Annotated in this window: 10 protein-coding genes; 4 read left to right on the plus strand and 6 right to left on the minus strand. The window is 70.1% G+C overall.

Annotation, left to right across the window (positions count from 1 at the left end; genetic code table 11):
* Positions 1-8: 8 nt before the first annotated feature.
* A complete protein-coding gene (locus SALPAC2_RS0113020) occupies positions 9-902 on the plus strand; it encodes a 1,4-dihydroxy-6-naphthoate synthase (protein WP_018217081.1) in 894 nt (297 codons plus the stop codon).
* On the opposite strand, the gene SALPAC2_RS0113025 is transcribed toward SALPAC2_RS0113020, so the two are convergent.
* A complete protein-coding gene (locus tag SALPAC2_RS0113025; RefSeq protein ID WP_026184694.1) occupies positions 863-1249 on the minus strand; it encodes a cold-shock protein in 387 nt (128 codons plus the stop codon). The genes SALPAC2_RS0113020 and SALPAC2_RS0113025 overlap by 40 nt on opposite strands.
* Positions 1250-1457: 208 nt before the next feature.
* Here SALPAC2_RS0113025 and SALPAC2_RS0113030 point away from each other — a divergent pair, with 208 nt between their 5' ends.
* Positions 1458-3923 (plus strand): helicase-associated domain-containing protein, encoded by a 2466-nt coding sequence (locus SALPAC2_RS0113030; RefSeq protein ID WP_018217083.1) that lies wholly within the window; start codon positions 1458-1460, stop codon positions 3921-3923.
* Between the two features lie 46 nt (positions 3924-3969).
* Here the strand turns inward: SALPAC2_RS0113030 and SALPAC2_RS0113035 are convergent, their stop codons facing one another.
* The gene (locus SALPAC2_RS0113035) at positions 3970-4206 is read right to left on the minus strand and encodes a hypothetical protein (RefSeq protein WP_018217084.1); all 237 of its coding nucleotides are present in this window, start codon (positions 4204-4206) and stop codon (positions 3970-3972) included.
* A gap of 422 nt (positions 4207-4628) precedes the next feature.
* On the opposite strand from SALPAC2_RS0113035, the gene SALPAC2_RS0113040 reads away from it, so the two are divergent.
* Positions 4629-6308, plus strand: coding sequence for a DNA repair helicase XPB (locus tag SALPAC2_RS0113040; protein ID WP_018217085.1), 1680 nt, complete (start codon positions 4629-4631; stop codon positions 6306-6308).
* Positions 6309-6413: 105 nt separating this feature from the next.
* Here the strand turns inward: SALPAC2_RS0113040 and SALPAC2_RS0113045 are convergent, their stop codons facing one another.
* From SALPAC2_RS0113045 to SALPAC2_RS0113055, 3 genes are all read right to left on the minus strand, one after another.
* Positions 6414-7205 carry a LolA-like protein gene (locus tag SALPAC2_RS0113045; protein ID WP_018217086.1) on the minus strand — a complete coding sequence of 264 codons (792 nt, stop codon included), beginning with the start codon at positions 7203-7205 and terminating at the stop codon, positions 6414-6416.
* Between the two features lie 238 nt (positions 7206-7443).
* Positions 7444-8712 (minus strand): zinc ribbon domain-containing protein, encoded by a 1269-nt coding sequence (locus tag SALPAC2_RS0113050; RefSeq protein WP_020493363.1) that lies wholly within the window; start codon positions 8710-8712, stop codon positions 7444-7446.
* Between the two features lie 21 nt (positions 8713-8733).
* Positions 8734-10047 (minus strand): M48 family metalloprotease, encoded by a 1314-nt coding sequence (locus tag SALPAC2_RS0113055; protein WP_026184696.1) that lies wholly within the window; start codon positions 10045-10047, stop codon positions 8734-8736.
* 309 nt (positions 10048-10356) lie between these two features.
* Between SALPAC2_RS0113055 and SALPAC2_RS0113065 the strand changes: the two genes are divergently transcribed.
* Positions 10357-10731 (plus strand): VOC family protein, encoded by a 375-nt coding sequence (locus SALPAC2_RS0113065; RefSeq protein WP_026184697.1) that lies wholly within the window; start codon positions 10357-10359, stop codon positions 10729-10731.
* 61 nt (positions 10732-10792) lie between these two features.
* On the opposite strand, the gene SALPAC2_RS0113070 is transcribed toward SALPAC2_RS0113065, so the two are convergent.
* The gene (locus SALPAC2_RS0113070) at positions 10793-11788 is read right to left on the minus strand and encodes an NAD-dependent epimerase/dehydratase family protein (protein WP_018217090.1); all 996 of its coding nucleotides are present in this window, start codon (positions 11786-11788) and stop codon (positions 10793-10795) included.
* Positions 11789-11863 lie beyond the last annotated feature (75 nt).

Genomic DNA, 11863 nt, shown 5'->3' on the forward strand with positions numbered 1-11863 from the left:
GTAGGTGCGTGACGCTCTCGCTGGCGATCTCGCCCTGCCCCAACGACACGTTCGTCTTCCACGCGCTGGTGCACGGGCAGGTCCCCGGCGCCCCTGCGGTCACGGTGACCTACGCCGACGTGGACGTGACCAACACGGCCGCCGAGCGGGGTGCGTTCGACCTGGTGAAAGTGAGCTACGCGGCGCTGCCGTGGCTGCTCGAGGACTACCACCTCCTGCCCTGCGGTGGAGCACTCGGCCGGGGGTGCGGACCCCTGGTGCTGACCCGAACCGACCCGACGCTCGCCCCTACTGCGGCACCCGAGGGCTCGGGCGGCCGGGTGACCGGGATCCCGGACCGGGCCGACCTCTCCGGGGCCACGGTTGCCGTACCCGGCGACCGGACCACGGCCTACCTGCTCTTCCGGCTCTGGTCAGCCGGGCGGCCACCCGCCCGGGTCGAGGTGGTGCCATTCCACGAGATCATGCCGGGAGTCGCCGCCGGCCGGTACGACGCCGGCCTGGTGATCCACGAAGCCCGGTTCACCTACCCCCGGCACGGGCTGACCGCCCTGGTCGACCTGGGCGAGTGGTGGGAGGCCGACACCGGCCTCCCGATCCCGCTCGGCGCGATTCTCGCCCGCCGCGGCAGCGTGGACCCCGAGGCCGCCACCGGATGGATCCGGGAGTCGGTCCACCACGCCTGGGCGGACCCGGCGGCCAGCCGCGACTATGTGCTGAGGCACGCGCAGGAGATGGAGCCCGACGTGGTCCAGCGGCACATCGACCTCTATGTGAACGAGTTCACCGCCGACCTGGGTGCGGCCGGGTACGCCGCCGTCAACGCGCTGCTGGGCCGGGCCGCCGACGCCGGCCTGGTGCCTCAGACCTCCAACTCGCGGGCGACCGCGTGGACCAGCTGAGCGATTTTCTGCGCGGTCTTCCGGTCCGGGAACCGGCCTCGGCGTAGGTTCGGCTGCACCTTCGCCTCCAGAACTTTGATCATGTCTTCGACGAGGCCGTGCAGCTCCTCCGCCGGGCGGCGACGCAGCTCCGCCACCGACTGTGGGGCCTCCAACAGCTTGACCCCCATCGCCTGGGTGCCACGACGGCTGTCAACCACGCTGAAGTCGACCCGCTGCCCACCCTTGAGGTCGGTGACACCTGCCGGAAGCGCCGCCTTGGGCAGGAACACGTCGCCGCCCTCGTCACTGGTGACGAACCCGTATCCCTTGGTCGCGTCGTACCACTTCACTCGACCCGTCGGCACTTGAAAACCTCTGCTTCACTCACGACGTCTACTGCTCTAAGGCTAGCCGGACCGCGGCGTCGGGCGCCGCTGGGAATCCAGTGAGATCATCGCGCACCGGCGTCACCCCGGCCGCGGCTGCCACCGGTACGGCGGTCACCGATGCGGTGGGGGCGACTGGCCGACCGAGGGGCGGAGCGGGCACCCGCCGGGCTAGCGTGGAAAGACGATGACCAACTCACTCGCCGACCACCTGCGTGCGCTGCCCGACCAGGAGCTCGCGGCCCTGCTCCAGCAGCGGCCGGACCTGGTCGTACCGGTCCCCAGCGACCTCGCCGCGCTCGCCCTCCGAGCCCAGTCCCGGGTATCGGTGGCCCGCGTGCTGGACAGCCTGGACCGGTTCACGCTTCAGGTCCTCGACGCCGCCCGGCTCACCCGCGACGCAGCGGCCGACACGACCAGCCTCGACGTGATCCTCGCCATGGCCGCGGCCAACGCGCGCCCCCCTGACCCGGCCGCCGTACGCGAAGCGGTGCGACTTCTCCGGTCCCGCCTGCTGCTGTACGGGCCCGACGAACGGCTGCACGTGGTCGGCGGCATCGACGAGATCTCCCCGTACCCCGCGGGGCTGGGCCGGCCGGCAGCGGAGCTGGACTCGCGGGCGGCGGCCCTCTGCGCGGACCCGGCGAAGCTGCGGCGCACCCTGCTCTCGGCACCGCCGTCGGCGCGGGCCATCCTGGATCGGCTCGCCGCCGGTCCGCCGGTCGGCAGCGTGCCACCGGGGGCGTTGCAGGCCCCGCCCCTGGGCGCCGAGGATGCCCTGCCGCCGGACCCCACGAACGGCGGCGCGCCCACCGGCTCACCGGTGCGCTGGCTGGTTGACCACCGGCTCCTGGTTTCGGTCACCACCGGTGGGGGCGGCCGCCCCGGGACCGTCGAGCTGCCCCGGGAGGTGGGGCTCCTGCTTCGCCGGGACACCGGCCCGCTCGGCCCCATGCCCACCGACCCACCAGAGGTCGCGAGCCCACCGCGGGAACCGAAAGCGGTCGACTCGGCCGGAGCCGGCCAGACCATGGAGGTGGTCCGCCAGGCCGAGGCACTGCTGGAACAGCTCGCCGCGGAGCCGGCCTCGGTGCTTCGCTCCGGCGGTCTGGGCGTCCGCGACCTGCGCCGACTGGCCCGCGCCCTCGGCCTGGACGAACCGACCGCCGCGCTGCTGCTGGAGGCGGCGCACGCCGCCGGACTGACCGGGGAGTTGGAGGCGCCCGGGCTCGCCGCGCCCCGAACCGGTGGCGACCAGCAGGTGCTGCCGAGCACCGGGTACGAGGCCTGGCGCGCCGGTTCGCTGGCGCAACGGTGGGAACAGCTGGCCCGGGCGTGGCTGACGATGACCCGACAGCCCGGGCTGGTCGGCCAACGCGACGACCGGGACCGGCCGATCACGGTGCTCTCCCCCGAGGCGGAACGCGCTGGGACGCCGATCGCCCGGCAGGCGGCGCTCGGTGTCCTCGCCGACCTGGAGCCGGCGACCGCACCCACCCCGGACGAGGTGTTGGAGCTGCTGGACTGGCGAGCGCCCCGGCGCAGTCGGGGACGGGAGGCGGCACACCGGGAGGTGCTGACCGAGGCGGCCACGCTGGGCGTGACCGGGCTGGGGGCGCTCACCTCGTACGGGCGGCTGCTACTCACCGACGCCACCGCCGGCGAGCAGCGGGGCGCGGACGACCCGCTGGGCCTGCACGTCGACGGTGAGCCGTCAACGGCGGTACGGGCGCTGGACGGGCTGCTCCCCGCCCCGGTTGACCACTTCCTGGTGCAGGCCGATCTGACTGTCGTCGTACCCGGACCGGCTGACCCGACCCTCGCCGCCGAGTTGGACGTGGTGGCCGAGCACGAGTCGGCCGGTGGGGCCAGCGTGCACCGGGTGACGCCGGCTAGCGTCCGCCGGGCGCTGGACGCCGGCTACTCGGCAGACGACCTACACGGGTTGTTCGCCCGGCGCTCGCGGACCCCGGTGCCGCAGGGGCTCACCTACCTGGTCGACGACGTCGCCCGCCGGCACGGCGGGCTGCGGGTCGGCGCCACCGGGGCGTACCTGCGCAGCGACGATGAGGCGCTACTCGGCGAGGTACTCGCCGACCGCCGGTTGGAGGTGCTGGCGCTCCGCCGGCTCGCGCCGACCGTGCTCGTCACGCCGGGCCCGGTCAACCGGATGCTCGCCACGCTGCGCGAGGCGGGCTATGCGCCGGTACCCGAGGACGCCACCGGCGCGGCGGTACTCACCCGGCCCAGGACCCGCCGGGCACCGGCGCGGCCGCCGGGCACCGCCGCCCGGATCGTTGACCCGGTCACCGCCCCGAGGCTCCCGATGCCCCGGCTCCTCGGCATGGTCGAGCAGATCCGGCGGGGCGACGCCGCCACCCGGGCCGCACAGCGGGCGCCGGCGTCGCTCCGCGGCCAGGAAGGCGCCGGAGCCGCGCACCGCCACACCGACGCGCTGGCCGTACTCCAGCAAGCGGTTCGGGACAAGGCGTTGGTCTGGGTGGGTTATGTCGACGCGCACGGGGCAACTGCCTCCCGGCTGGTCCGGCCGGTGTCGATCGGGGCCGGTTACCTACGGGCGGAAGACGAGCGGACCGAAATGCTGCACACCTTCGCCCTACACCGGGTGGCCGCAGCGGTGCTGGCGGACTGAACGCCGCGCCAGGTCCGTGCCGGTCGCGCGGGAGAAGACCAACGGGTCAGCGCCGGTCGCGGCGGAACGTTCCGACCACCGCGACCACCAACAGCAGACCAAACGCCGTACCGGCGGTCTCGCCGACCGAGTCCACGAGGCCCTGCCGCTGCACCAGCAGACCAAATAGGAACCAACCGAACAGAAGCACCCCGCCGGCCACGTAGGCGACCATGGTGCCGGCGGAGACAGGCGGATCGGGTCTCCGCGGTGTCTCGGTCATCATGTCCTGGTCGACGGTCATTCCGCCCTCCCCGCCATCGACGAACTCCGAGGATCCAGGGTGACACTCAGCGTGGCTGTGGGCCAGCACCACGACCGGCCGGTCCGGCCCGGGCGTTGCGCCCGCCCCCGTTGGCGACTCCGCCGCCCCGACCGACGCGGGCCCTCCGACCCCGCCGCCCTCGGCCGCGGATCGAACGCGTACGCACCGGCGCCGACCAGCGTGACAACCGTGCGGGCAGGATCCGGAAGGCAGCCCGGAACCAGGAACGCGAGACTCACCCGCATTGATTGTCACCCTGCAAGACGTACCAGTGCCCCGCCAGGTTGCATGTGCGCCCAAAAAACCTGCAACCGGAGCGGAGCGTGCAACACTGGATGGTCGTCCCGTGGCCCCACAGCCGGCACGACGATCGACATCCAAAGATCAAGAGAGGCGCTCACGTGAGTGGTGGACCCCTGATCGTGCAGTCGGACAAGACCCTGCTGTTGGAGATCGAGCATCCCGATTCGCAGGCCTGCCGGTTGGCGATCGCGCCGTTCGCCGAGTTGGAACGCTCACCGGAGCATGTACACACGTACCGGCTGACCCCGCTGGGCCTCTGGAACGCCCGGGCCGCCGGGCACGACGCCGAGGGCGTGGTCAACGCGCTGATCACGTACAGCCGCTATCCGGTGCCCCATGCCCTGCTGGTTGACGTGGCCGAGACGATGGACCGGTATGGCCGGCTGCAACTGATCAACGACCCGGCGCACGGCCTGGTGCTGCGGGCCGTGGATCGGGTGGTGCTGATCGAGGTCGCCAAGAGCAAGAAGCTCGCCGGGATGCTCGGCGCGAAGCTCGACGACGACACCATCGCGGTGCATCCGTCCGAGCGCGGGCGGCTCAAGCAGGCCCTGCTCAAGCTTGGCTGGCCGGCCGAGGACCTGGCCGGGTACGTCAATGGTGAGGCCCACCCGATCGAGCTGGCCGAGGCTGGCGGGGACGGCGGAAAGCCGTGGACCCTGCGCTCCTACCAGCGGGAGGCGGTGGAGGCGTTCTGGGCCGGCGGGTCGGGCGTGGTGGTGCTGCCCTGCGGCGCGGGGAAGACCCTGGTCGGGGCGGCGGCGATGGCCGAGGCGAAGGCGACCACGCTGATCCTGGTGACGAATACGGTGGCGGGGCGGCAGTGGAAGCGGGAGTTGGTGGCCCGTACGTCGCTGACCGAGGCGGAGATCGGCGAGTACTCGGGTGAGCGCAAGGAGATCCGTCCGGTCACCATCGCCACGTACCAGGTGTTGACGTCCCGGCGGGGCGGCGCGTTCACCCACCTGGACCTGTTCGGGGCACGGGACTGGGGTCTGGTCGTCTACGACGAGGTTCACCTGCTGCCCGCACCGATCTTCCGGTTCACCGCCGACCTGCAGGCCCGTCGCCGACTGGGGCTGACGGCCACCCTGGTTCGCGAGGACGGCCGGGAGGGGGACGTCTTCAGCCTGATCGGTCCGAAGCGATACGACGCACCGTGGAAGGACATCGAACAGCAGGGTTGGATCGCCCCGGCCCGGTGCACCGAGGTGCGGGTGACGCTCACCGAGGCCGAGCGGATGGCGTACGCGATGGCGGAGGCCGAGGAGCGCTACCGGATGGCGGCTACCACCCGGACCAAGCTGCCGGTGGTGAAGGCGCTGCTGGACCGGCACCCGGGCGAGCAGACCCTGGTGATTGGCGGGTACATCGACCAGCTGCACCAGCTGGGGGAGTATCTGGACGCGCCGATCGTGCAGGGGTCAACCACGAACCGGGAGCGGGAGCGGCTCTTCGACGCGTTCCGCTCCGGTGAGCTGCGGACCCTGGTGATCTCGAAGGTGGGTAACTTCTCGATCGATCTGCCGGAGGCGGCGGTGGCGGTCCAGGTGTCGGGCACGTTCGGCTCCCGGCAGGAGGAGGCGCAGCGGCTCGGTCGGGTGCTCCGGCCCAAGGCCGACGGCCGGCAGGCGCACTTCTACACGGTGGTGTCCCGGGACACGATCGACACCGAGTACGCCGCCCACCGGCAACGCTTCCTCGCCGAGCAGGGGTACGCCTACACGATCGTGGACGCCGACGATGTCCTTGGCCCGTCGCTGCCCTCGGTCGACTGACGGCGCGGGGCGCGCGCGCCGACGGTCTGGCAGGGCCCGCAACGACTCCGCCCGGCCGGGGAGCCCGGCCGGGCGGTGTACGACGTTCAGCTAGGACTATCCCGTTCAGCTGCCACCGGTAAGCTCTTCGAGCTCCTTCATGGCATCCTCAAGGTCCTTGTCGATGTCCGCGAAGACATCCTCAAGGTCGGCGACCTCCGCTGCCGGCGGCGCCTCGATCTGCGCGGGCTCGTTGTAGTCGTAGTAGTCAACCGTCGTCACGCCCGCCTCGCCCAGGTCCGAGCGGGACCGACGAAGCAGGTGCTCTTCGTCGATCCAGATATCGAGCGTTACTTCGGTTGCACCGAGAGTGTCCCCCAGCGTCGACAGGTCCGAGGACCCCTCCGGTTGCGCCTCGGCGAGCTTCTCGGGGGTGGTGGTGACGGTGTACTGGACCGTACGGACCCCATCCACCGTCTCCTCGCCCACGACGGTGACGCCCTCCAACTCCAGCAACACCTCAATCTGCTGGGATGGGTTGGATTCCTGCAACATCTGATCCATGCCCGTATCGCCTGCGGGCGCCGAGCTGAGGTCGATCTTGGTCCAGCGCTTACCGCCGTAGAGCTCCCGATCCTCCGCGGAGTTCTCCGTGTACATCACGGAGTCAACCAGGCGAATGGCGACGGGTTCACCAAGAACCTCGCCGACCGCGTCGAAGTTGAGCGAATCACGGAAGTCTATCGTCATCTGCATTTCAGAATCTGCGGCACCTCCCGAGGTGACCACGTCAGCTCGCACCGTTTCGGCTTCCTTGGCCTTGTCGGCTGCCGCGCGAAGCGAGCCAGGGACGTCATCGGTGAGCTGTTCCAGCGCACCCGACTCTCCCTCGGAGTCGTTCGGCCCGCAGGCAGTCATCGAAACCGCCGCAACGGCCGCGACTGCCAGTGCGCTCAACTTTTTCCAATGTGACACGTGAAGCCACTCCCCCGGGAAGCAAAACTAGGTCGACTGGACACAGTAACCCAGCCGCTCAAGCCGGACAAGCCCCTTCCGGCCCCATCTGCCTGGCAACTTTGGGCCGGCGAATCAATACCTTCCAACCAACACCACGTCGGCACCGGGAATCGTGGCCAGACCATCCATAACAGACTGATCAGTACATCAAGTCGTGGTCGAAGGTCACCTGAGCACTGACCAAGGTGGCCCAACCGGTGACGGCGAAGCCGATGTCGTAATCCATCTCCGCACCGCCATAGCCGGCCCATGCCACGTTGACCCGCCCCGACCAACCGGTGACAGCGACCTGACCGTCATAGATATCGAAGTCGAGCTCCGGATACGTTTCGATCGTCCATTGCACGGTCTGCGAGGAGTCAACCGCCGTCCAGGAAAAGGGGCAGTCTTCCGGCGACGGGTCGGTGCTCTCAGCACAATGGTCAAGGTACGACTTCACCTGACTTTCGACCGCTTTGCGCGCCGTGTCCCGGACCGTTGGCCGTAGCCGCGCCTCGTGCGGCCTCAGCAGACCAACCTCCGCAGACACCAGCTCGGCCCGGAGTAGTGGGTCGTCAGCCAATCCCACCTCATGGACACCAGGGAAGACGCGTGCGGTCGCGTTCCCCTCGAGAACTGGCACCACCTGCCCGTTGATGAGCACGCTCGGACTGTTCTGCCAGGCCGACACGGTCAGCTCACTAACCCCGCCGTAGATCAACCAGCCATGAAGAACACCCAGCTCCTTCCGTTTCTGCCGGTGTAGATACAGCACTTCCCGAAAGGTACGGTCGCCCACCCGGTACGTGACGCCGGCCACCCGCCAGTCAGCCCGGTCCGTTCCGGCCGGAACCCCCGCCAGCTCGATCTCGTTCGGTACCTCGATCGAGGTGACCTCCGCCGCCGACGGCGGCTGGTACGACGCGTTCAGGGGGATCAACGGCAGCTTCCCGGGATCGTTCGGACCATCCCCGGACGGTTCCTCCAGGAGCGAACGCGCGGCGGCGAAGTCCCGCTCGGAGAGCGCGGAGAAGTACTCCGCCACCACGCGCTCGGGGGTGTAGAAGACGCTCTGGACCACGTAGAGGCCGGCAATACCGGCCAACAGCACGGCCAGACCGACGCCGGTGAGCCGGTACAGCCAGCGATTGGGGTTGCGCACCTTGGCGAACGCGGCGGGCGGCGGCAACAGGGCGGCTGGATCGGTGCCGGGCGTCGGTGCCGTCGCCGCTTCACCGGCGGGCATCGGCGACCCCTGCCCCAGTCGCTGCCCACAGGCGGGGCAGAACCGCGCGTCCACCCCGGTGGGACGGTGACAGGTGGAGCACTCCCGCGTCTGCTCGGCGGCCGGGAAGCCACATCGCAGGCACCCCTGCTGGCCCGGGAGGAGCACGGTCCGGCACTTCGCGCAGGCCTGAATCGTCGTCATCGCTGCCTCTCCGCCACTGGCTCAGTCACGAGATGAGCTGGACACGACCACCGGAAGCGGACGTGCCGGCGAGTCTCGGTCGGGCAGCGGATAGTCAGCACCGGGCGCCTCAGCGCGCTCCAAACGCAGCTCACTCGGGGGGTGGTTGGCGCAGACAGCGAGTTCCCACCCATCGCGGGCACCGTCGAACCCGCCCTGGACCCGGCTCAACACCTGCCGCAGCCCGAGGTGGTGCCCCGCCCAGATCGCGCCCTGGTCGGCGAGGTATTCGGCGGCTCGGTTCGCCCCTGCCTGCATCGGCATGACGAAGTACCGCACAGTCAGCAGGAGCGGCCAGGCGCTGAGCGCCAAGGCGAGGGAGAGGATCGGGTGCCGGAACTTCCGTCGCAGCCAGGCGACCAACGCGTAGGCGAGGTAGAGCGGCAGGCCGAGCCCGCGCACGAAGAGGCCGGACACCGGGTCGGCGTTGCGCCAGTGCGTCAGCTCGTGGCACAGCACCGCGGCGATCGGCTCGGGCGCGTAGTCAAACTCGTCGAGCAGTCCGCGGCTGAGCACCACGTGTCGGGTCCCGCCGATTGCGTGCGGATCGTGACTGTCATCGATGAGCAGCTTCGGGTACGTGTCAAGTTGCAGCCGCGTCGCGCAGTCGACCAGGATCGGCTGGAGCAGTTCCCTTTCTCGGCGGCTTGGTTCGCGGTAGCCGGCGGCCCGGAACCGCCATCCTTCGGTAGCGATTCCGTAGCTGGTGTAGAGCAGGCTGAGGAGAATCGCGACAATGGTCTGGGCGACGAAGTAGCCGATGGCATAGCCCGGCTCGGTGGTGACCAGAGACCACGGCACGAACAGGCCGCCGAAGAACCCGGCCAGGCAGCCGAGCAGCACGCCGACCAGAAGGCCGAGCACGCCGCCAACCTGAAGCGCGGCACCGCTGAGCACCGAACCGAGCAGGGGAACCTCGGCGAGGAAATCGGGGCCGAATTCATTGCCGCTGGTGAGCCCACCGAGGTAGCCAGCTATCCCGCCGTACACGATCCCCAGACCGCCGACGAACACGGCGAGCGGCAGGTTGAACCAGGCGGCGAGGAACGCGCCGAGCGCGCCACGCCGGTTCCGCAACGCACCGGTCACCAGCCAGGAGACGAAGGTCGGATAGCCAGGAGGACGGGCGAAGAGCCGTTGCCCCCGGGCCGGCTGGACATTGTGCGGCGGTACGGAGATCGGCTGCGCGGGCCGCTGGCCGGGCACCTCCGCTCCGGTTGGCTGCGGCAACGGAGTGCCACACTCGCACTCGCCCTTTGCCGGATCAATATAATTGCCGCAGTTCGTGCACTGCACCGTCGACTCCCAGGAACCTCGTCATTGAATCCGAACGGATTGTTGCACGGACGACGGCCGGGCGATGACCCCGCCGATCCGGGAATGGCGAGGAACGCGGTCGAATCGGTGCCCGATTTCACCGCCCTGCACTACTTCACCCGCTATGGCGCCGGCAACGACCGACCCACGAATTTCCACCCGGCACGTTAGTCGTAACGGGCGGCCTTCGCGCTGGGTAACGTTTGGGCCGGCGGCATTCGACGGCGGACGGCGTGGAAGGGGCTCGCCTCCCCGAGTTGGTCGTACCCACCGGGCATGATCTGGTGCATGACCGATTCTGTGACAAACCGACAGCACGCCATCGACTACATTGAGTTCGCCGTCACCGACCTCGCGGAGGCGAAACGGTTTTACGGCGAGGCCTTCGGCTGGCAGTTCACCGACTATGGGCCGGAATACGCCGGCATCCGCAGCCCGCACGGCGAGTCCGCACCGGAGGTGGGCGGGCTGCGGCAGGATCCGCAGGTGCGGGCGGGCGGCCCACTGGTCGTGCTGTTCTCGACCGCCCTGGAAAAGTCGGTCCAGGCGGTGACCGAGGCCGGCGGCACCGTGGTCGACGGCCCGTATGACTTCCCGGGCGGGCGGCGGTTCCACTTCACCGACCCGAGCGGCAACGAACTGGCCGTCTGGGCCGAGGCGTAACGACGACGGGAACGGCGGGCTACCCGATCAAGGGCAGCACCGCGTCAGCTCTTCGCGCAACTCATCCACCGTGGGTGGAATGTGGCTGGGGCAGCACGTCGAAGTGCCGCAGGGCGCGGGCAAAGCCCTCCGGTACATCGGTGGTCTGCCAGCCCAGCTCACTGCGGGCCCGGGAGGCGTCCGGCAGCGGGTGCGAACGAAGGAAGTGCAGCTCGCCCGCGGCGAGCAGCGGCGGCCGGCGGGTCACGCGGGAGAGGGCCTCCCCGGTGGTGGCCATGGCTTTCGCGAGCGCCGGGGGGATGGTGCGGGGGACCTTGGCCGTCGGCACCAACGTGTGGACCAGCTCAGCGATGGCGGTCAGGGTTAGGTAGCGGTCGGAGAGGATGAACCGGCTGCCGACCGGCGCCTCGGCCGCGAGGAGGTGTCCCCGGGCGACATCTTCGGTGTAGACGACGGGCATGCCACCTGGGGGCAGCGCGGGAATCTGATTACGGACCAGCCTGAGCAGCAGCAGATTGAGCGCGGTCGCGGTCGCCGGACCGGGCCCGTAGACCCCGGACGGATGCAGGAACCGGGCTGGCAGGCCCCGCTCGACCGCATCGGTCACGAGAACGTCGGCGCGCTGCTTGGAACGCTCGTACGCGGTGCCGAGCGGACGTTCCGCGATCCGTGACTCGTCGAACGGCTGGCCCGGGGCCTGGTCGAAAACGTCGATCGTGCTGGTGTAGACGAACGTCGCCACGCCCTCGGCGAGAGCTGCCTCCACCAGGTGCCGCGTGCCGCCGACGTTGACCCGCTCGAAGACGTCGGGATCGGCCAACCACTGCTCGGGGAGCCCGGCAGCGTGAAAGACGGTGTCACACCCGCCGACCGCGGACCGGACCGAGGCCAGGTCGGTGACATCCCCCCGGACCGTCTCCACGCCCTGGGGTAGGGCTGCCGCCGCCCGCTCCGGCGAACGAACCAGCGCCCGCACTCGCACCCCGCGGTCGGCGAGGTCGCGAACCAGAAGGCTGCCCACGGTGCCGGTGGCTCCCGTGACAAGTACCTGTTCCATGCTGCCCCTTCGCTCCACCGAATGCCGCCTGCGCCGCGCATAGTGACATTTGCTCGTCGAGTGTCCACAGCTGAG

It is taken from the genome of Salinispora vitiensis, assembly GCF_000378825.1.
GTDB classification, from domain to species: Bacteria; Actinomycetota; Actinomycetes; order Mycobacteriales; family Micromonosporaceae; genus Micromonospora; species Micromonospora vitiensis.